This window comes from Streptomyces sp. NPDC006743 (assembly GCF_040703815.1).
Lineage (GTDB): Bacteria > Actinomycetota > Actinomycetes > Streptomycetales > Streptomycetaceae > Streptomyces.
This window is the reverse complement of the sequence record NZ_JBEYJA010000027.1, coordinates 35,359-56,003: the sequence shown is the minus strand read 5'-3', so window position 1 is coordinate 56,003 and position 20,645 is coordinate 35,359. Positions and strand designations below refer to the sequence as shown.

At 72.4% G+C, this 20,645-nt stretch carries 18 protein-coding genes and 1 pseudogene; 4 read left to right on the top strand and 15 right to left on the bottom strand.

Features of this window, described 5'->3' with window-relative positions:
* Positions 1-97 precede the first annotated feature (97 nt).
* The 14 genes and pseudogenes from ABZ719_RS22155 to ABZ719_RS22090 all read right to left on the bottom strand — a co-directional run bounded on the left by ABZ719_RS22155 (position 98) and on the right by ABZ719_RS22090 (position 14,027).
* Positions 98-1,411: a lytic transglycosylase domain-containing protein gene (locus tag ABZ719_RS22155; RefSeq protein ID WP_366726892.1), complete on the bottom strand. Its 1,314-nt coding sequence runs from the start codon at positions 1,409-1,411 to the stop codon at positions 98-100.
* A 64-nt stretch (positions 1,412-1,475) separates the two neighbouring features.
* On the bottom strand, positions 1,476-2,414 hold the full coding sequence (locus ABZ719_RS22150) for a hypothetical protein (protein WP_366726891.1): 939 nt from the start codon (positions 2,412-2,414) through the stop codon (positions 1,476-1,478).
* A gap of 49 nt (positions 2,415-2,463) precedes the next feature.
* On the bottom strand, positions 2,464-3,009 hold the full coding sequence (locus tag ABZ719_RS22145; protein ID WP_366726890.1) for a nuclear transport factor 2 family protein: 546 nt from the start codon (positions 3,007-3,009) through the stop codon (positions 2,464-2,466).
* Between the two features lie 26 nt (positions 3,010-3,035).
* A pseudogene (locus tag ABZ719_RS22140) lies at positions 3,036-3,524 on the bottom strand (hypothetical protein); the annotation flags it as partial.
* Positions 3,525-3,949: 425 nt separating this feature from the next.
* Positions 3,950-4,468 (bottom strand): hypothetical protein, encoded by a 519-nt coding sequence (locus tag ABZ719_RS22135; RefSeq protein WP_366726889.1) that lies wholly within the window; start codon positions 4,466-4,468, stop codon positions 3,950-3,952.
* The gene (locus ABZ719_RS22130; protein WP_366726888.1) at positions 4,465-5,766 is read right to left on the bottom strand and encodes an MCE family protein; all 1,302 of its coding nucleotides are present in this window, start codon (positions 5,764-5,766) and stop codon (positions 4,465-4,467) included. Before ABZ719_RS22130 ends, ABZ719_RS22135 begins: the two co-directional genes overlap by 4 nt.
* Positions 5,763-7,025: an MCE family protein gene (locus tag ABZ719_RS22125; protein WP_366726887.1), complete on the bottom strand. Its 1,263-nt coding sequence runs from the start codon at positions 7,023-7,025 to the stop codon at positions 5,763-5,765. Before ABZ719_RS22125 ends, ABZ719_RS22130 begins: the two co-directional genes overlap by 4 nt.
* On the bottom strand, positions 7,022-8,053 hold the full coding sequence (locus ABZ719_RS22120) for an MCE family protein (RefSeq protein WP_366726886.1): 1,032 nt from the start codon (positions 8,051-8,053) through the stop codon (positions 7,022-7,024). The genes ABZ719_RS22125 and ABZ719_RS22120 overlap by 4 nt, the downstream gene beginning before the upstream one ends.
* Entirely contained in the window at positions 8,053-9,150 is a 1,098-nt protein-coding gene (locus tag ABZ719_RS22115; protein ID WP_366726885.1) for an MCE family protein, read from the bottom strand. Before ABZ719_RS22115 ends, ABZ719_RS22120 begins: the two co-directional genes overlap by 1 nt.
* Positions 9,147-10,205, bottom strand: coding sequence for an MCE family protein (locus tag ABZ719_RS22110; RefSeq protein WP_366726884.1), 1,059 nt, complete (start codon positions 10,203-10,205; stop codon positions 9,147-9,149). The genes ABZ719_RS22115 and ABZ719_RS22110 overlap by 4 nt, the downstream gene beginning before the upstream one ends.
* A complete protein-coding gene (locus tag ABZ719_RS22105; protein ID WP_366726883.1) occupies positions 10,202-11,455 on the bottom strand; it encodes an MCE family protein in 1,254 nt (417 codons plus the stop codon). Before ABZ719_RS22105 ends, ABZ719_RS22110 begins: the two co-directional genes overlap by 4 nt.
* Before the next feature lies 1 nt (position 11,456).
* Positions 11,457-12,263, bottom strand: coding sequence for an ABC transporter permease (locus ABZ719_RS22100; protein WP_037856002.1), 807 nt, complete (start codon positions 12,261-12,263; stop codon positions 11,457-11,459).
* Positions 12,264-12,267: 4 nt separating this feature from the next.
* Entirely contained in the window at positions 12,268-13,032 is a 765-nt protein-coding gene (locus ABZ719_RS22095; RefSeq protein ID WP_366726882.1) for an ABC transporter permease, read from the bottom strand.
* A complete protein-coding gene (locus ABZ719_RS22090; RefSeq protein ID WP_366726881.1) occupies positions 13,029-14,027 on the bottom strand; it encodes an ATP-binding cassette domain-containing protein in 999 nt (332 codons plus the stop codon). The genes ABZ719_RS22095 and ABZ719_RS22090 overlap by 4 nt, the downstream gene beginning before the upstream one ends.
* 742 nt (positions 14,028-14,769) lie before the next feature.
* Here ABZ719_RS22090 and ABZ719_RS22085 point away from each other — a divergent pair.
* From ABZ719_RS22085 to ABZ719_RS22070, 4 genes are all read left to right on the top strand, one after another.
* Positions 14,770-15,402: a hypothetical protein gene (locus ABZ719_RS22085; RefSeq protein ID WP_366726880.1), complete on the top strand. Its 633-nt coding sequence runs from the start codon at positions 14,770-14,772 to the stop codon at positions 15,400-15,402.
* Between the two features lie 268 nt (positions 15,403-15,670).
* Positions 15,671-17,263, top strand: a complete 1,593-nt coding sequence (locus ABZ719_RS22080) for a DUF6801 domain-containing protein (protein ID WP_366726879.1) — start codon at positions 15,671-15,673, stop codon at positions 17,261-17,263.
* Between the two features lie 37 nt (positions 17,264-17,300).
* Positions 17,301-18,254, top strand: a complete 954-nt coding sequence (locus tag ABZ719_RS22075) for a hypothetical protein (protein WP_366726878.1) — start codon at positions 17,301-17,303, stop codon at positions 18,252-18,254.
* A 231-nt stretch (positions 18,255-18,485) separates the two neighbouring features.
* A complete protein-coding gene (locus ABZ719_RS22070; RefSeq protein WP_366726877.1) occupies positions 18,486-19,694 on the top strand; it encodes a helix-turn-helix domain-containing protein in 1,209 nt (402 codons plus the stop codon).
* 92 nt (positions 19,695-19,786) lie between these two features.
* Here ABZ719_RS22070 and ABZ719_RS22065 read toward each other — a convergent pair whose 3' ends face one another.
* Positions 19,787-20,518: a lytic polysaccharide monooxygenase gene (locus tag ABZ719_RS22065; protein WP_366726876.1), complete on the bottom strand. Its 732-nt coding sequence runs from the start codon at positions 20,516-20,518 to the stop codon at positions 19,787-19,789.
* Between the last annotated feature and the right edge of the window lie 127 nt (positions 20,519-20,645).

Here is a 20,645-nt window from a genome sequence, read left to right as displayed (position 1 = left end):
CGGGCCCGGGTGCTCGCGGGTTCGGCCGGTGGTGCGGGTGGCGGTGGGCCGGTTTCGGGTGCCGTCCGTCCGCCCTGACGGGCCGCCGTCGCCGTCGTCATCCGCTCACGGCCTGTCCCGGCGGGCACGACGGGTCGGCCGTCGCATCGCCGTCCGCCGGGTCCTGGGCCGCCGGCTGCCCCGTGGCGTCCGGGGAGGAACTGGCCGAGGACGACGGGCAGGACGAGGGGGACGCCGAGCCGCCGGGGGCCGTCGGCCCGCTGGGCTGCGGGGTCGGTGACGTGGGTGACGGGTCCGCGGTGGAGGACCCCGAGGGGTCCGGGGAGGGCGAACCGGGCTGTGACGGCTCCTGGCTCCCGGTGGGCGAGGGCGCCGGGGAGGACGGTCCGGTCGGCGGGGCCGGGTGGGGGCGGGAGGGGACGGGGGTGACCGGTCCCGAGGGGCCGCCGGGACCCGGGTCGACGACGATCCCCCCGCCCCCGCCGCCGCTCCCGCCCGGTGCGCCGCCCGAGTCGACGGGCTTCGTCGCCGGGGTGTCCCCGCCCGCGCCGGGCGACTTCGGGATGACGCCCTTCCCGTCGGGCACGCTGTGCACGCCCCGGCGGTAGAAGTCCAGCCAGTAGCGGACCAGGTCCAGGTAGGCGCGCGAGTCGTTGTAGCTGAGGACGGCCCGGTCCAGGTCCGCGGCCCGGCCCAGGTCCCGGTCCCCGGCGCACAGGTAGTGTCCGGCCGCCAGGGCCGCGTCGAAGACGTTGTCCGGGTCGGCGCGGCCGTCACCGTTGCCGTCCGCGCCCCATCCGGCCCAGGTCGACGGCAGGAACTGCATCGGTCCCACCGCCCGGTCGTACACCTTGTCGCCGTCGTACACCCCGCCGTCGGTGTCCCGGACCAGCGCGAAGCCCCGGCCGTCGAGCGCCGGGCCGGTGATGCGGCCCAGCGTCGTGCCCTGCCGGTCGACCGCCCCGCCGCGCGCCTGGCCCGACTCCACCTTGCCGATCGCGGCCAGCAGTTGCCAGGGCAGCCGGCAGCCGGGGTCGGTACGGGCGACGGACCGCTCGGCCGCCCGGTAGGCACGCAGTACGGTGCCCGGGATCCCGGACTCGGCCCTCACCTCGGTCTCCTGACGTGGCGTCAGCGGCGTGCCGGTGGTGATCAGGGGCGGCAGTTCGGTGTGGTACGAACCGTCACCGGGCGTCCCGGCGGCGGGCGTGTACGGCACGGCACCGGCCGCCGGAGTGCGCTCCTCGTCGGCCGCCGGACGGCCGGGACCGCTCCCGGCCGCCCCGGCCGCGCCCGGCGCGCCGGGGGCCTGGGAGGCGGTGAGAGCCGCCACCGCGGCCACGGCGATGGCGGTGGTCCGCAGGCCCTGGCGGGTACGGGCGCGCAGACGTCGGACGCGGCGTGCGGGCATGGCTGTCACTCCCTGTCGGTGGGCCGCGGTGTGCCCGGAAGGTCTTCGGTGGGGCGGGTGGTCCTCAGCGGCCGAACGTGTCGATGCCGGAGACGAGCCAGTGCCCGTCCCGCAGTACGACGTCGACGGCGAACATGGCGCCCGCGTACGTCCCCTGGTCCTGCGCCGCCTGCTTGCCCTGTGCTCCCTGGCCGCCCTCTGCGCCCCTGGTCCCGGCCTTGCTCCCGGCGGTGCTGACGCTGCTCTGGTCCGCGTAGACCAGGACCCGGGCCCGGTCGCCGTCGACGCGCTCCACCGCACTGTCGGTGACCGTGGTGGTGATGACCGCCTTCTGCTGGTCGGCGCGGGTGCGCACGGTGTCGAGCAGGGCCCGGTGCTGCGCCACGGCCTTGCCCGTGAGCAGGGTCTTCACGGCCTTGTCGTAGGCGGCGGGGTCGGCGTGGTCGTAGGAGAAGAGCGCGGCGACCGCCTTCTCCGTCTGCCCCTTGATCTCGCTCGTGCGGGCCGGATCGGTCAGGGCGGTGTTGCGGACCGCCGGGTCGTCCCGCAGGTTCTGGGCGCGTCCGTGCGCCCACCCGGCGAAGCCGCCGAGGACGAGGGTCAGCAGGCACAGCACGACCAGCGCGGGGGACCGGCGCGTGCGGGGACGGCGGCTCGTGGGGCCTGCGTCCGTGTCCGCTCCCGGGACCGGTTCCGGGCCCGCTTCGGTGAGCGGTTCCGTGTCCGTCTCCTTGACCGGATCCGGGTCCGGTGCCGCCTCGGGGGTCGCGCCCGCCGCCGGCTTCCCCGGCGCCGCGCGTTCGGTCTTCCGGGGCGGGGAGACGGCGGAGGGGGCTCGGGCGGGGAGCACGGCGACACCGGCACCGGGCCGTGCGCTCCCGGGCGCTTTGGGGTCGTCCGCCGCTGGGGCCGCCGTCCGCGCCCGGACCTCCGGGGTATCGGGCCGCGGTTCACGCGCCTGGCGGCGGCGCTGGCGGTTGATGTGGTGGCGGGTCGTGGGCATCGATGTCGTCCTCTCGTGCGCCCGGCCGCTGCCGCGGCTGCGGGCCGGGTCAGCCGGCTGATGTGCCGCCCACGGGGGCCTGGCCCAGGGCGCTCAGCTTCCATCCGCCGCCGGTGCGGGTGAGTTCGCCGAGCATGCGGCTGTCCTTGTCGGTGCTCCGGCCGCCGGGCGCCTTCACCGTCACCCGCAGCGCGACGAGCACCCGGGCGCGGCCGGCCCGGTCGTCGAGTTCGGAGACGGCACCGGAGAGCACCCGGGCCGTGGTGACGGTCTTCGCCGTCTTCACCTGCGCGGTGAACTCCTTGCGCCCGGCGACGAGTTGGTCGTGCAGGTCGCCGGTCGTCGAGGACTCCCACAGGTCGAGGCCGCGGTCGACGCTGCGGTGGTCGAGGGTGTTCAGGTTCTCCACGGCCTGTTCCCCGGCGGCGAGCGCCCGGTCCCGCTGGAGCGCGTACGCCGCCGAGTCGTCGTGCGCGGCGTCGTACCAGTCCCAGCCCGCCCACGCCGCGAACCCGCCCGCGAGGAGGGTGAGGGCGAGGGCCGCCGCGTACAGTGCGCGCAGTCCGGCCGGCAGGGTGCGGACCGTGCGTTTCATGGGGTGCTCCCGTCTCGCGTGTGCCGTCAGCGGGTCTGGAGGTCGACGATCCGCCACTGGTCCCCCTCCCGTCGGGCGGTGACCGCCAGCTGTGCCGCCGCGGCCGAAGGCTTGCCCTTGCCCCGGCGGGACACCTGGTCCAGGAAGACCAGCAACTCGGCCTCGTCGCCGTGGAGTCCGACGACCCCGACGCGTACGGCCTGGGTGCTCAGGGTCACCCGCTGCCTGGCGACGTCCGCCCGGATCCGGGCGACGAGTCCGGTGTACTGGCGGGCCGCCTTCCCGGTGAGGACGGACCGCGCGGAACGCTCGGTGGCGTCGAGGCCGTCCGGGGTGTACGAGAAGACGCGGGCGAGGTCGTTGCCGACGTCCCCGGCGACCTTGGTGGTGGCCTCGTCGTCGGTCAGGGCGGTGTTCCGGGCGGAGGGTGCGGAGCGCAGTTGGTGGGCGCCGTAGAAGAAGCCGCCGCCCGCGAGGACGAGGACGAGCGCGCTCGCCGCGAGGGCGGCCCGGCGGAGCGTCCGGCGCCGGGAGGGGCGTGCGGGTGCCCCGTCCGCGTCGGGCCTCTCGGCGCCGGAAGCGTTCTCCGGCTCGGCGCCGGAAGCGTTCCCTTCCTCGGTGCCGGGCGCGTCCCCTTCCTCGGTGCCGGGCGCGTATCCCTCGTCGGCACCGGAAGCGTCCTCCTCTTCGGTGCCGGAAGCGTTCCCCTCCTCGGCACCGGGCGCGTATCCCTCGGTACCGGGCGCGTTCTCCTCGGCGCCGAGCGCTTCCTTCCGCCCGGTGCCGGACGCCTCCTCCTCCGTGCCGAGCGCTTCCCTCTCCCCGGTACCGGACGTTTCCTTCTCCTCCAAGTCGTCCCCCGCGCGCCCCTGTCCCGCCCGCTCCTCCCGGGTCCGCTCCCCGCCCTCCCGCTCCCGGCGGTCCTTGCGCAGCAGCCGTGTCATCGGCCGTCGTCCTCCCCCGCCGTCCGTGCGAGCGGCACCGCGTCCAGCGCCTTGACCTTCCACTCGTCGTCACCGGTGCGCAGCAGGACCGCTTCCAGGCGTTTGCGGTCCGTGGTCGGTGTCCCCGACCCGGCCGGGGTGACGTCCACACGGACCGTCGCGATGAGTTTCGCGGTACCCGCCCGGGTGTCGAGCGCCGTGACCGCGGCGCCGGTGACGGTGCCGCGCGCCGAGGCGCCCGTCCTGGGTGCGGTGCGGCCCAGTTCGTCCTGGAGCGGGCCGGTCGAGGCGTCGCGCCAGGCCTGGATGCCCGCCTTCGCCTTCTGCGGCGAGGAGGCGTCGAGGGTGGTGAGGACGGCGAGGGCGCCGCGCCCGTCGGCGAGCGCCGCATCGCGCTGGCGGCCGTAGGCGAGCGAGTCGTCGCCGCGGGCCTGCGCGTATGTCCACGCGCCCGTGCCGCAGAAGGCGAGCGCCAGCGTCAGTCCGGCGCCGGCGAGGACGCGGGCCCGCCTCACCGGTCACCCCCGCCCGCCGGGGCGAGCAGGCCCGCCAGGTCTGCCGGGGGGCCGTCGCCGACGCCCGGCAGCGCGAGCGCGCCCGGCAGGGGGGCGGGGAGCGGGCCCCTGTCCGGCGTGCCGTCGCCCGTGGTCCGCGCGCCGCTGCCGGAGGGCAGGGAGGCGGGTGCGGCCGGGTCGGGGACCGCGCCGCCGCGCGGGGCGTTCGCCGAGCCCCGTACGCCGATCCCGCTGGAGGCCGGGGCGGTGCACGAGGCGCCGGTGTTGAGTGCGGGGGCGGTGCCGAGGTCGAGGCCGTTGCGGTAGCGGGTGGCGCCGTAACCGGCGATGCAGGGCAGGGGTTTGAAGAAGGTGACGGCCATGCCGAGGTTCAGTTTTCCTCCGTCGACGGCGGTGGCGCCGGCGGCGACGGCCGCCGGGTACTTCACGAGCAGTTCCTCGATGCCGTGCTGCCGGGTGACGGCGACCTCGGACGTGGTGAGCAGGTTGGCGAGGACCACGCCCAGGCTGGGGTCGAGGTCCCGCAGCACGCCGCTGATCTGGGTGGCGGCGTCGGGCGCGACGGTGAGCAGCCGGCGCAGGTCGGCGTCGGATCCCTTGAGGGTGCGGGCGAGTTCCCTGGCGCCGGTGGCGAAGTCCCGTACGGCGCGGCCTTCTTCGGCCTGGGTGCGCAGGACCGTCTCGCCGTCGTCGATGAGGCGGGTGGTGGCGGGCAGGTTGCGGTCGGCGGCCCGGACGAACTCGCTGCCGTTGTCCAGGAGGACCTGGAGGTCGTCGCCGTGGCCCTCGAAGGCCTTCCCGAACTCGTCGACGACGGTGCGCAGGTCGTCCAGCGGTACCGACTTGGTCAGGTCGTTGACGCTGGTGAGGACGTCGGTGACCGGCGCGGGCACCTGGGTGTCGGACTGTTCGATGCGGGCGCCGTCGGCGAGGTAGGGGCCGCTGCCGCCCTGGGGCCGCAGGTCGATGTACTGCTCGCCGACGGCGGACAGCCCGGCGACGACGGCCCGGGTGTCGGCGGGGATGCGCGGGGCGGACTTCTTGATGCGCAGTTCGGCGACGACGCCGTCCCCGGTGAGGTCGATCGGGCCGACCCGGCCCACCGAGACGCCGCGGTAGGTGACGTCGGAGTGGGTGAACAGCCCGCCGGTGCGCGGGAGTCGCACGTCGACGGTGTAGTAGTCGGCGACGCCGACGTAGCGGCCGAGGTCGGCGTAGCGGATGCCGACGAAGCCGAGGACGAGGACGGCGATGACGAGGAAGGCGAGGTTCTTCAGGCGCACGGCGAGGGTGATCACTGCTGGCGGCCTCCGTCCTGGGCCGGGGTGGGGACGGACGGCAGGGGCAGCGGGGCCGCCGGGGAGGTCTGGGTGGCCGCCGTGGACCCGGCGGTGGCCTTCCCGTTCCCCGCGGCCTTCCCGGCCCCTGCGGCGGCCGGTGTCCGGCCGCTCGCGCCCCGGGCGCCGGCCGCCGCGGGGGCGGAGGGCGAGGGCGAGGGGCCGGCCTGCGGCACCAGGGGCGGGATGACCTGCGTACCCGGCAGAGCGACCATGTTCAGGTACACGTTGAGGTAGTCGCCCTTGACGCCGCGCAGCACCTCGTCGGTGAACGGGTAGGTCAGCAGCACCTGGAGCGAGTCGGGCAGGTCGGCGCCCGCGTCCGCGAGGGCTTTCAGGGTGGGCGCGAGTGCCTTGAGGTCGGCGACCATGTCGTCCTTGCCGGCGTTGATGGTGGAGACGGCGACGCCGGACAGCGTGTCGAGGGAGCGCAGCATGGTCAGCAGGGCGCCGCGCTGCTCGTCCAGGGTCTTCAGGCCGGGCGACAGGCCCGTGAGGACGGTCTGTACGTCGGTCTTGCGGTGGGCGAGGGTGGCGGCGAGCCGGTTGACGCCGTCGAGGGCGTCGGTGATGTCGCCGCGGTGCCGGTCGAGGTCGGTGACGAGCGTGTCGACGCGCCGGAGCATGGAGCGGACCTCGGGTTCGCGGCCGCCGATGGCGGTGTTCAGTTCCCTGGTGATGGTCTTGAGCTGGTTGACTCCGCCGCCGTTGAGGAGCAGGGACAGCGCGCCGAACACCTCTTCGACCTCGGTGTTGCGGCCGGTGCGGGTGATCGGGATCTCGCTGCCGTCGGTGAGGTGCCCGCCGCCGGTGTCCTTGGCGGGGGCGACGAGCTGGACGTACTTCTCGCCGAGCAGGCTGGACTGTTCCAGGCGGGCACCGGCGTCGGCGGGCAGCCGCACATCGCCGTTGATCTTCATGGTGACGCGGGCCTTCCAGCCGTCGAGGCGAATGGCGGTGACCCGGCCGACGGCGACGTCGTCGACCTTGACCGCGGCCTGCGGGACGAGGCTGAGGACGTCGTCGAGTTCGGCGGTGACGGTGTAGGGGTGGGAGCCGAGGTCGGCGCCGCCGGGCAGCGGGAGGTCCTCGATGCCGTCGAAGCGGGGGGCGGTGACGGAGAACGCGCCGAAGGCCAGCGCGAACCCGAGGGCCAGGGCGATCAGTCCGGCCGCTCCGGCTCCGACGGCCGCGCCGCCGGTGCGGATGGAGCGCTTCACCTGTCCCCCTTCCCCGGGGCGCCGTCCGTGGCCGCGGCGCCGCCGGTGGCCGGCAGCGGCAGCAGCGGACCGCCCATGCTGATCTCGTTGAGGTCGGCGCGGCCGTCGAGGGTGCGGTGGTCGGTGTCGTAGGCGTTCACGACGTTGCCCGCGGCCAGCGGTGCGACGTCCAGGGCCTCGGCGAGCGAGGCCCGCTGCCGTACCAGGGTCTGGGTGACGGGCACCAGCTTGTCGACGTTCTTCTTCAGCTCGCCCCGGTTGTCCTGGATGAACTGCTTGACCTGGCCGAGCGCCTTGCCGAGTTCGGCGAGCGCCCCGGCGAGGTCGTCCTTGTTGTCGGCGAAGAAGCCGACGACGGTGTCGAGCCGTTCCTGGGCGGTGCGGACGTCGGCGTCCTTGTCCTTCAGCATGGTGGTGAAGGTCTGGAGCCTGCTGAGGGTGGCGAACAGGTCGTCGCTGGAGCCGTTGAGGGTCTTGGCGGCCTTGCCGAACTGCTCGATGCTGTCGCCGATGGCCCTGCCGTTGCCGTCGAGGTTGGCGGCGCCGGTGCGCAGCAGGTCGGACAGGGCGCCGGTGGAGTTGGCGCCGTCGGGCCCGAGGGCCTTGCCGAGGTCGGTGATCGAGGCGTAGAGCTGGTCGATCTCGACGGGGGTGCGGTTGCCGGAGGCGGGCAGCTCGGCGCCGTCCCGGAGAGCGGGTCCGAACCGGTAGGCGGGGGTGAGCTGCACGAAGCGGTCGGCGACGACGCTCGGCGCGACGATCACGGCGTGCGCCCCTTCGGGGACCTGGACGCCGTCGTCGAGTTCGAGTTCCACCCGCACCTGGGTGCCCTGGGGCCGTACGGACTTCACCTCGCCGGCCCGTACGCCGAGGATGCGCAGGTCGGAGCCGGCGTAGATGCCGACCGCGCGGTCGAAGTAGGCGGTCAGCCGGGTTCCGCCGGAGTCCAGGACGCGGGCGACGGCGAGTCCGGCGGCGACGACGACCAGGGCGACGGCCGCGGCGAGGAGTTTCCTGCGGGTGCTCATCACTCTCCGCTCCCCTGGGCCGGCGCGGCCTGCTTCGGCGGCATGCATCCGGTCCTGGGCTGGGACTGCGCGGGCAGGTAGTCGCGGGGGACGACCCCGCACAGGTAGCTGTCGAACCAGCGCCCGTTGCCGAGGGTGTTGCCGACGAGGCGGTAGTACGGGCCGACCAGGGCGAGGGTCTTGTCGAGCTGGGTGGTGTTCTTCGCGAGGACGTCGGTGACCCGGCCGAGTGCCTTGAGGGTGGGGCCGAGCTGCCGGTCGTTGTCCTGGACCAGGCCGCTGAGCTGGGTGGCGAGCGCCCTGCTGCCGGTGAGCAGGGCGCGGATGGCGTCGCGGCGGTCCTTGAGTTCGCCGAGCAGGGAGCCGCCGTCCTCGATGAGCGTCTCGAAGCTGGACTTCTTGTTCTTCAGTGTCTGGGTGAAGCGGGCGCTGCCCTGGAGGAGTTCGGAGAGTTCCGCGTCGCGCTTGGAGACGGACTTCGACAGGGCGGACAGGCCGGTGGCGGCGTTGCGCACGGCGGGCGGCGAGTCCTTGAAGGTCTGCGAGATGGTCTCGAAGCTCTTGGCGAGCTGCCGGGTGTCGATCCGGTCGACGGTGGAGCTGAGGTCCTGGAAGGCCTGGGTGACGTCGTACGGCGAGGTGGTGCGGGCCAGCGGGATCCGGCTGCCGGGGTCCTGGCGGGCGGTGCCGAGCGGGTCGAGCGCCAGGTACTTGTCGCCGAGGAGGGTCTTGATGGCGATGGCGGCGGTGGTGCGGTCGCCGATCCAGGCGCCCTTGGTCTCGAAGCTGACCTTCACCCTGCCGCGGTCCAGGGAGACTCCGGTGACCTTGCCGACCTTGACGCCGGCGATGCGGACCTCGTCGCCCTTGTCGAGTCCGGCGGCCTCGCTGAAGTCGGCGCTGTAGGTGGTGCCGCCGCCGGTCAGCGGGAGCCGGTCGGCGTTGTAGGCGAAGACGGTGAGCAGGGCGAGCAGGAGCAGGCCGACGAGGGCGACGGCGATCGGGTTGCGTTCCTTGACGGGCTTGAGGCGGGGGCGGCGGGTGCGGCGGGGCGGCACGGCCTGATCGTCGGGGCGGGGGCGCTGCAGCAGGGTCATGCGCCGCACCTCTGTTCCGTGACCGCGATGCCGGTCGGCGGTCTGGAGCCGTCGGAGGTGCTGACTCCGCTCACGCGCGCCTCGCACAGGTAGAGGTTGAACCAGGATCCGTAGGAGGACAGCCGGGCCAGGGCGGTCATCTTGGCGGGGCTCTTGGCCAGGAAGTCCTCGATCCGGCCGGTGGCGTCGCCGAGGTTGCCGGAGAGCCGGCCCAGTTCGCCGATGTCCTGCTTGAGGGGGGCGCGGCCGTCCTGGAGGAGGCCCGCGGTGACGGTGGTCAGGTCGCCCATGGCGGCCACCGCCCGGCCCAGCGGTCTGCGGTCGTCGTTGAAGCCGCTGACGAGCTTGCGGAGCGTGTCGACCAGGGTGTCGAAGCCGGCCTCGCGTTCGTTGAGGGTGGTCAGGACGGTGTCGAGGTTCTTCACGACCGCGCCGATGACCTGGTCCTTGGCGGCGACGGTGGTGCTGAGCGAGCCGATGTGCCGGATCAGGCTGTCGACGGTGCCGCCCTCGCCCTGGAGGACCTGCACGATCGATCCGGCCAGTTCGTTGACGTCCTTCGGGGAGAGCCCCTCGAAGAGCGGCTTGAAGCCGTTGAAGAGCAGCGTCAGGTCGAGGGCGGGCGCGGTGTGGTCGAGGGGGATGGTGTCGCCGGAGGCGAGGGTGCCGCCGAGGTCCCCGCTGCCCCGGTCCAGGGCGATGTAGCGCTGGCCGACCATGTTGAGGTACTTCACGGCGGCGGTCGTGGAGCGGGGCAGGGTGCGGTCGTCACGGACGCTGAAGGTGACCTGGGCGGTGCGGTGGTTCACGACGCGTACGTCGGTGACCTCGCCGACCTTCACCCCGGAGACGCGCACGCTGTCGCCGTCGACGAGGCCGGTGACGTCGGTGAACAGGGCCTTGTAGGAGCGGGTGCCGTCGCCGACGCCCCGGTTGGCGACGCTCAGTCCGAGGACGGTGGTGGCCAGCGCGGTGACGATCACGAACACGAGGGACTTCAGGACGGGCCCGGTCAGGGGGCGGCGGCGGGTGTGCGCGCTGCGCGGGGTGGTCACTTGAGCGTCACCTCCGTGCCGCGCAGGGCGGGTCCGGCCAGCAGGCTGCTCCAGTCCGGCAGGTCGCCGGGCCGCTTGCCCGCGGCCGGGGCCAGGAGTTCGTTGACGAGGGCGTTCTCCTGCGGGGAGTTGGCGGGTCCGAGGTCCTGGCCGGCGGTGGCCCGGGCCTGTGCGGCGGGCTGGGCGGGGACGCCGAGGTAGGGCACCGGGTAGCAGTGCGGGCCGCCGGAGGCGTCGTAGGGGGGGGTGTCCCGGCCGGGGACGTAGGCGCCGCGCGAGGGCACGGTGGTGACGTCGACGTGGAGTCCGGGCTGGTCGGTGCCCTTACCGAGGGCCTTGTCCATGCGGGGCACGAACTCGGCGAGGGTGCGCAGCGTGCACGGGAAGGACGAGGAGTACTCGGACAGCAGCCGCAGGGTGGGTTTCGAGGTGGCGCCGAGCCGGATGATGTTGTCCTTGTTCTGCCGCAGGAACGAGGTCAGGTCCTCGGCGGTGCGGGTGGTGGCGCCGAAGGTGGCGGCCAGCTCGCCGTCCTTCTCGGCCAGGGTGCCGGTGGTGGTGGTGAAGTCGGTGAGCGCGGTGACGATGTCGGGCGCGGCGTCGGCGTAGACCTGGCTGACCTTCACGAGTTCTTTCAGGTCGCGGTTGAGGGCGGGCAGCTCGGGGTTGAACTTGCGCAGGTGGGCGTCGAGTTCGGTGAGGGTGTCGCCGAGTTCAGCGCCGCGTCCCTCCAGGGCCCGGGAGACCGCGGAGAGGGTGGCGGAGAGTTTCTGCGGCTGCACGGCGGTGAGCATGGGCAGCACGTTGTCGAGCACCTGCTGGAGTTCGACGGCGTTCGCGGAGCGGTCCTGCGGGATGGTGTCCCCGGCGTGCAGCGGTGTGCCGGAGGGCTCCGCGGGCGGGACGAGGGCGACGAACCGGGCGCCGAACAGGGTGGTGGGCAGCATCTGGGCGCGCACGTCGGAGGGGATGTGGGCCAGCGCTCCGGGCCGCAGGGCGAGGGTGAGCCGGGCGCCGTGCTCGGTGGCGTCGATGGAGCGGACCTCGCCGACGACGACGCCGCGCAGTTTCACCTCGGCGCCCAGGTGCATCTCGTTGCCGACGCTGCCGGTCTGCACGACCACCGGGTCGGAGTCGGTGAACTGCTTGTCGTAGACGGCGACGGAGAGCCAGACCAGCAGGGCGGGCACCACCAGGAACACCACGCCGGCCAGTCGGCGGCGCACCACTTCGCCTCGGTGTCCGCTCATCTCACCCCGCCACCTTCACGGTCGTGGTGGCGCCCCACAGGGCGAGCGAGAGGAAGAAGTCGGTGAGGCCGATCAGCACGATGGCGTTGCGCACCGAGCGGCCCACGGCGACGCCGACCCCGGCCGGGCCGCCGGTGGCCCGGTAGCCGTAGTAGCAGTGGGCGACGATCACCATGACGCTGAAGATGAGCACCTTCAGTACGGAGAGCAGCACGTCCGTGGGCGACAGGAACAGGCCGAAGTAGTGGTCGTAGGTGCCGCGGGACTGGCCCTTGAACAGGACGGTCACGTACCGGGAGGCCAGGTAGGAGGAGAGCAGCCCGATCGCGTAGAGCGGGATGATGGCGACGACGCCGGCGATGATGCGGGTGGTGACGAGGTAGGGCAGGGAGCGGATGCCCATGCCTTCGAGGGCGTCGACCTCCTCGTTGATGCGCATGGCGCCGAGCTGGGCGGTGAAGCCGGCGCCGACGGTCGCGGACAGGGCGAGTCCGGCGACCAGCGGGGCGATCTCGCGGGTGTTGAAGTAGGCGGAGACGAACCCGGTGAACGCGGCGGTGCCGATCTGGTCCAGGGCCGCGTACCCCTGGAGTCCGACGACGGTGCCGGTGAACAGGGTCATCGCGATCATCACGCCGATGGTGCCGCCGATGACACCGAGGCCGCCGGTGCCGAAGACGACCTCCGCGAGCAGCCGCTGCACCTCCTTGAGGTAGCGGCGCAGGGTGCGCGGGACCCAGAGCAGGGAGCGCAGGTAGAACAGGAGCTGGTCGCCGGAGCGGTCGAGCCAGACGAGCGGGGAGGCCACGGCCTCAGCCTCCCTTCGGCGGGACGATCTGGAGGTAGACGCCCGTCATCACCATGTTGACGAAGAAGAGCAGGAGGAAGGTGATGACGACGGACTGGTTGACCGCGTCGCCCACGCCCTTGGGGCCGCCGCGCGGGTTGAGTCCGCGGTAGGCGGCGACGATGCCCGCGATGAACCCGAAGACGAGCGCCTTGAGTTCGCTGACGTACAGGTCGGGGAGCTGGGCGAGGGAGGAGAAGCTGGACAGGTAGGCGCCGGGGGTGCCGTCCTGGAGGTAGACGTTGAAGAAGTAGCCGCCGAGGACGCCGACCACGGAGACCAGTCCGTTGAGCAGGACGGCCACGCCCATGGCGGCCAGGACGCGCGGGACGACCAGGCGCTGCACCGGGGAGACGCCCATGACCTCCATGGCGTCCAGTTCCTCGCGGATGGTGCGCGAGCCGAGGTCGGCGCAGATCGCGGAGCCGCCGGCGCCGGAGATGAGCAGGGCGACGATGAGCGGGCTGGCCTGCTGGACGACGGCGAGGACGCTGGCCCCGCCGGTGAAGGACTGGGCGCCGAGCTGCTGGGTGAGCGAGCCGACCTGGAGGGCGATCACGGCGCCGAAGGGGATGGAGACGAGCGCGGCGGGCAGGATGGTCACGCTGGCCAGGAACCAGAACTGCTCGATGAACTCGCGGAACTGGAAGGGCCGTCTGAAGATGGCCCGGCCGACCTCCGCGGCGAGTGCGAAGAGCCGGCCGGTCTGCCGCAGCGCTCCGGTGATCACTGGCCGCTCCCGTGCGTGGGCAGCGTCAGCGTGGGTGCGGCGGAGGGGGCGTGGGCGCGCTCGACGGCCGTGCGGGCGGCGGGCGGCAGCCGGTCGAGCATGCCCATGACCCGCTCGCGGCGCCGCTCCACGGCGCGGCGCGGCGGGAGACCGGGTGACGGCTCCAGCTGCGGCACGATCTCGCGGGGTCCGGACGGCAGGGGTACGGCCTCGGCGGCGAGGGTGGCGGCGTCCTTCTCCTCGGACATGCCGATGGGTCCCTCGCGCCGGGCGGCGAGGAACTGGGCGACGACCGGTTCGTCGCTGGTGAGCAGCACCTCGCGGGGCCCGAAGGTGACCAGTTCGCGGCGGAAGAGCATGCCGATGTTGTCGGGGACGGTGGCGGCGATGTCGAGGTTGTGGGTGACGATCAGCATCGTCGCGTCGATCTGCGCGTTCAGGTCGATCAGCAGCTGGGAGATGTAGGCGGTGCGGACCGGGTCGAGCCCGGAGTCCGGCTCGTCGCACAGGATGATCTGCGGGTCGAGCACGAGGGCGCGGGCCAGGCCGGCCCGTTTGCGCATGCCGCCGCTGATCTCGCCGGGCAGTTTGCCCTCCGCGCCCAGCAGGCCGACGACCTCGATCCGCTCCATGACGATGCGGCGGATCTCGGACTCCTTCTTGCGGGTGTGCTCGCGCAGCGGGAAGGCGATGTTGTCGAAGAGCGACATGGAGCCGAAGAGGGCGCCGTCCTGGAACATGAGCCCGAAGAGCTTCCGGGTCTCGTAGATGTCGCGTTCCGGTCCGTTCACCATGTCCACCCCGTTGATGAGGACACGGCCGCGCTCCGGTTTGAGGAGCCCGATGAGCGACTTGAGGAACACGGTCTTGCCGGTCCCGGACGGGCCGAGCATCACACTGACTTCACCGGCCGGAAGGGTGAGGGTCACATCCTGCCAGATGCTCTGCCTGCCGAAGGACTTGGTCAGGCCCTCGACCACCACTTCGATTCCCATATCACCTCCGACAAGCGTGGGTCAGGTGTGCACCGAGGAGCGCACGTTAAGTCGGTGCGCGGCTCACTGACAATAGGCAGGTACCGGGTTCCTGGTGCGCATTCCTTCTTTGTCACCGGGCAGACAAAAAGCGGTCCGGCACTTGTCTCCGGGAGACAGGACAGGGCCGCGCGCCTCCGGGGGGAGTGGATCCGCGGGCCCTGCCTGCGGACGACCGGCCCCGAAGGAGGGCAAAGGCCGGAAACCGCCCGTCGTGCCTCCGGCCGGCGGGGGGCCGCCGACCTGGAGATCAGCGCCGTACCCGGCACGTTACGGCCGGGTAACCTCGGCGGGCAAGAGCAGGTCCGCAGTTTTCGACGACATTCTCTTCGGCCATTCACAGCCTGTCAGACGGGCCACAAAAAAGAGCCTCCCCTTTGTCACCCGGCTGCGTGTCGGGCGCCCCGGAAAGCAGCGGTGGCGACGCATTCCGGACTTCTCGCACACCGCACCGGAAAAAATCCGGGGCGCGCACCCCTTAGCAGTGGATGACTAAGCGGGTGCGCCGACTGCTCACCGGGTCGACAGATACTTGCCCTTTTCAAAGAATCATGGTCGGCGGCATTGTTCGGCCAAGTTTCCCGCAAGTAACGTCGGTGCTCGCGATCGAGGATTCCGATCCCCTGGACCGCACGGCTCCCGCTCCATCCGTTCCGTGGCGGTCCGCCTCTGCCGGTCAATCCCCAAGGAGAGTCCCAGAGCCATGAAGAAGTCCATCAGAAGGATCGCCGTCGTGGCGGGCGCGGGCGCGGCAGCGTTCGGCATCGCCGTCGCCCCCGCCTCCGCGAACGCCTCCACGGTCTGGACCGTGAACCCGACGCCGGCCAACTACACGGCGACCAACAGCGGCAACATCATGCTGACCGCCAACATCCCGATGACGTGTACGACATCGGGCGCGTCGGGCACCATGGCGAGCAACACCGGCAACCCGTCGCAGGTCGCCACCATCAGTGCCATCAACTTCGGCACCGCCACCACGCCGTGCACCAGCCTCCTGGGCAACGTCACGACCGTGGCCACCACGCCGTGGAAGATCATGGCGAAGGACTACAACGCCTCGACCGGCGTCACCACCGGCTACGTCGACGGCATCAGCGCCAAGGTGAGCGCCGGCGCCTGCGTCTTCACCGTGACCGGCAAGGCGTCGGGCACCTACACCAACTCCACCGGCATCCTGGCCGTCAACAGCGTCTCCGGTGAACTGACCGTCACCTCGGCCACCAACTGCGGCACGGTCGTCACGACCTCCACCAAGCCCACCTTCAAGGGCAACTACGCCGTCAAGGTGTCCGGCACCAGCACGATCCCGACGATCAAGGGCTCCAACCCGTGAGTCCTGCCCGCCCGCTCGCAACCGCCTGACCGGGTCACCCCCGGCCGGGCGGTTGCCGCCGGTCCGGGGCGTACCGCCACGGCGGGTCCCCGGCCGGCTCCGCCCGGCAGAAGGAGCGTCACCCAGTCGTGAAGAGGTTCCCCGGCGGGTCACCCGCCCGCGGGGGCGACCGCACCGTCCAGGCGACCCGTACCGGCACCGTCCCGGCGCCCGCCGGCTCCCACCCGTGAGGCAGACACAGATGACAGGCCGTCAGGCAGACCGCCGGATGACCCCCCGAATCCGCGCCCGGAGCGCGTCGACCGCCGCGCTGATCGTGGTGGCCGCCATGGTCCCGGTCGCCGTCGCCACCGCGGGCCCCCAGCAGGTCGACACCGCGCTCCCCTATGTGTGCACGTTTCCCTCGGGGCAGCAGCAGGCGACGGTCCACGTCTCGGCGACCCTCCCGGACCGGGTGGAACCCCGTGAGGCGATCCGGCCCACGGAGGTCACCACCACGGTGGAACTGCCGGCCGCCGCGGTGGCCGCCCTGGACCTGCCGAAGGGCGGCGCGGTGAACGCCGCCACGCGCCTGGCCGTCGCGGTCGCCCAGAACAAGGCCACGGCCGCGGCGACCTGGCGCGGCACGGCACAGCCCGTCACCGTCCGGGAATCCGGTCCGCTCACGCTGACCGCGACCGGCGACGTCCCGTCGGTGACCGCGCAGCGCACGGGCGACCTGACGCTCTCGGCCGGTGACCTGGCCGTCGACCTCGCGGTCACCGCGTCCGGCAGCTCCGCGGCCCCCTCCACGGACACGACCGCGGGCAACACCCCGGCAACCGTCCGGTGCACCCTGGACAAGAACGCTCCCGGCCACGGGCTGCTGGCCACCGTCGCGGTCGGGTCCGGCGCCTCCGGGCCGGGGGGCTCCCCGTCGGCCTCACCGAGCGGAACGGACTCGGGCACCCCGTCGGCGTCGTCCTCGGCGTCCGGACAGCAGCCGCAACCGCACCCCGGGGACCCGCAGAGCGAACGGGCTCCGAAGATCGCCGGTACCACGCCCGGCAACGCCACCGACCGCCGCGACGCGCCACCGTGCCGCTACGACGAGCACCATCCGGCGACGAGCACGTCGCTGAACGCGTACGTCACCGGCTACTCGAACGTGCGGAAGCAGAAGGCGGCGACACTGCTACCGCCCTCGTGCGTGCTGATCGAGCAGGGTCAGCCGGACTTCCAGTTCCCACCGGACGGCAACGGCCCGGCCATCATCACGCAGCACTCCGAAGGCCAGTTCTACTACCGGCAGAAGGCGCAGACGGGGCCGTTCAGAGCCACCTTCCTGACCTTCGGCTTCGTCCCCGCGACGGCCACCATGGTGCTGGAGGAGACGGGGCCCCTGACCATCGACTCTCTCGGCGCCCTGGACACATCGACCTTTTCAGGGTCCTTGGACACCTACATCCGCGTACCGGTGGTGCTCCATGTCACGTCCCTGACCGTCAACGGCACTCCTCTGGACGTGGGGCCCTCCTGCCGTACCAAGACGTCGCTGAGCTCGACCGATCCGGAGCCCGGGAAACATCCCGGAGACCATCTGGTGGTGAAGGGCCGCGGTGAGTACGTCGGCGGCATGCCGGCCACCGGTTACCAGCTGTCCTCCGGAGGCGTGCTCACCGGAACGGCCACCATCCCCGCCTTCACCGGTTGCGGCACGAACGGTGAGGATCTCGACCCTTTGCTGACGGCGTCGGTCTCCGGACCGGACAACTACGTCAAGCAGGTCCAGGGCCAAGCGTGCGGCCAGGCAGCGCCCAACTACGACAGCGAGTGCACCAAGGACCTGCAACCTCTGAAAATCCCCGTGCCCCAGCGCTGACCCCCTCGACTCCCGTCACCCTCCCGGAAGGTCACCCATGAACCGGTTCTCCCGCCGCACCAGAATCGCCGCCACCACCGTCACCGTGCTCGGCACCGCCCTCGGCTCCCTCGCGGCCATGGGCACGGCGACCGCCGCCACCGCCCAGCTCAACGGCGAGTGGGCGCCCTTCACCCGCTGTCCGGTGAGCGCCCCCGCGATGCTGGCCGCCGACGGCCTGGCCCAGACGCCGCAGTGCGTGGTCTCCACCTCGGCCGGCGGCTCCATCAAGCTGGGCAACACCACCGTGACGACGGGCCGCACCGACCTCCAGATGGGCGTCGTGCAGAACTCCGACGGCACCAGCACGGTCGTGGCCCCGTCCGCGGGGGCGATCATCGCCGACTCCGCCACCGTCCCGGGCGGCCTGCTCGGCCTGATGTGCCCGAGCAACGTGCCCGCGATCACGGCCATCTGCGAGCAGATCACCAACAGCAGCCTCAACAAGATCACGGCGACCGTGGAGTCGGTGGGCGCGCCCACCGACTTCAACCAGACGGCGGGCATCGTCACCGGCGAGCAGATCGTCGCCATCCCCGTCCGCATCCACCTGCAGAACCCGTTCCTGGGCAGCAACTGCTACATCGGCACCAAGTCGAGCCCGATCGTGCTGCGCCCGAAGAACCTCAACTACCCCGAGTTCGGCATGACGTTCTTCAAGGGCGACGGCACCCTCGCCGACGACGGCGACATGAGCCGGATCAACCTCACCGGCGCCACCCAGAACGACAGCACCTTCGCGGTGCCCGGCGCCAGCGGCTGCGGTCTGGGGCTGTTCGGCCTGATTGACGCGGCGGTCAACCTCAAGACGGGTCTGCCCTCCGCCGCCGGGAAGAACAGCATCACCCTCAACGACACCCAGACCTCCCTGGCGGGTCTGAACGCGCCCGGCACCGTCGTCCCCGACGCGGGCAAGGTCCTCGCGCGGAACTGGAACTCCGCCGTCAAGTAATGGCCGTACGGCGGCGATTATCGGCCGTCCCGGTCGGCCGCGCCCGCCCCACGGCACCAAAGTGTGCACAACCTGTGTACGGATCAAGGAAGTTGATTTAGCTTCACCTTTCACACAGGTCTGCACCTGACGACCGGTCCTCTGTCGCCCGCCGCCCGCCACCACGGCGGCGGGCGGCGTCCGGCCGGTCCCCCCACCGGGCGCGTCGGAAGAGCAAGGGACGACCAACTCATGCCTTCAACCGTACGGACACCGGAGGTCGGAGAGCCGCTCGACCCCCTGCCCAAGGAGTTCGCGGCCTTCATGCGACCGGAGTTACCCGGGCTCATGAAGGAGATACGCATCGAGGTCACCCGCGCCTACCCCGTCTACGGCCGCCTGCTCAACGGACCGAACGCGGACGCCATCCGCCAGGGCGTCGAACAGGCGCTGTGCGCGTTCGTGGACCGCGTGGCCGAACCCGGCAAGAACTCGGCGCTCCGCGACGAACTGCTCCGCAAGTTCGGCCGCGTCGAGGCCTACGAGGGCCGCGAACTCGACACCCTCCAGGGGGCCTACCGGCTCGGCGCCCGGATCGCGCTGCGCCGCGCCAAGGCCGTGGGCCGCCAGTACAACCTCTCCCCCACCGTCATCCTCGCCTTCGCCGACGCCCTGTTCGCCTACGTCGAGGAACTGGAGGCGCTCTCCCGCGAGGGCTACGTCGAGGTGCAGTCCCGGGCCTCCTCCGAGGTGCCGGCCCTGCGAAGACAACTGCTGCACCTGATCCTGGCCGCTCCGCCGCTGCCCCAGTCGACCGTGTCCGGGCTGTGCGAGGCCGCCGCCTGGCCGCTGCCCGCCGACGTCACCCTCGTCGCGCTGCGCTCCCCCGTCCCCGACCACCTGGAGGCGGGCCTGGCCGGAGACGTCCTGGCCGACCTGGAGATCCCCCAGCCGCACCTGCTCGTCCCGGGCGCCCTGACCCCCCAGCGGCAGGCCATGCTCGACACCGCCCTGGCCGGCGCGCACGCCGTGGCGGGCCTGACCGTGCCGCTCACCCAGGCCGCCGACTCCATCCGCTGGGCGCGCCGCGTGCTCCAGCTCATCGACGAGGGCGTCGTGGCCGACGCGCCGCTGGTCCGCTGCGAGGACCACCTGGTGACGCTGTGGCTGCTGTCCGACCCGTCGCTCGTGTCCCATCTGGCGGCCAGGGAACTGGCCCCGCTCGACGACCTGCCCTCCAGCCGCCGCGACCGGCTCGTGGAGACCCTGCGCGTGCACATCTCCACCCGGGCGCCCGCCGAACAGGTCGGCGAGATGCTGGGCGTGCACGCCCAGACCGTCCGCTACCGCCTGCGCAACCTGGACGCCCGTCTCGGCGACCGCCTCGCCGACCCGGACCACCGCTTCGCCCTGGAGGCCGCCCTGCGCTCCCTGCACCTGCGGCGCGGCGAGGGGGACTGAGGACCGGCCGCGGCGACGCCGACGGGGCGGCGCGACCGCGCCGCCCCCGTCGGGGGTCCGAGGTTCCGGAGCCGGGGCACCGCAACCGGGGATCAGCCGGCCGGGCAGGCCCCCAGGTCCTCCCAGACGCCCCACTGGCCGGTGGTGCCGGGCTTGTCGCCCGTCACCCACCACTTGGCGCGCCAGGTGTGGCCGCCGTAGGAGACGGTGTCGCCGCCGTTGTAGACGTGCGCGGGGTCCCAGACCGGCGCGGTGCAGGTGTCACCGCCGCCGTTGCCGCCGCCACCGCCCCCGTCACCGCCGCCGGTGCCGCCGATGTTGACGTCGACGCAGGAGTAGAAGGCGTTGGCGGTGTCGGCGATGTTCCAGACGGCCAGCACCTTCTGGCGGCCGGTGAAGCCGCCGAAGTTCACCTGCTGGCTGACGTCGGCGGCGGGCTGCTGGCTGTGGCCGTCGAACTCGGCGATCTTCTGCCCGCGGATGAAGTACTGCCAGTTGGCGGTGGAGTGCCGTGCCGTGTTGTGCCAGGTGAACGTCGCCGTGGTGCCGACCGGGGTGACCTTCCAGCCCTTGCTGTCGTCGTCCAGTTCGGCGTACTCCGCGTGACCGCCGCTGCAGCTCTGCAGGCCCTTGGGGCCCTCGACGCTCTGCGGCTCGTACTTGATCTGGCCGCAGTCGACGACGCCTTCGGCGCACTGCTCCTGCCGGCTGGTGGGCAGCGTGACCCAGCCGTGCGCGCCGGCCGTGGCCGCCGGGAGGCTCACGGCGAGCACCGGGGCCACCAGCGCCCCGATCGCGACAGCCACCTTCCTTTTCGTGTCCATGTCACATCACTTCCCTCGATGAATCGGAACCGACGCCTGCGAGGCCCTTGATGTAGGTCTAGACCTACGAAACTTGGTCTAGACCATACTCGGGGACGGGGGCCGGTCAAGGGATTCGGCAGAACCG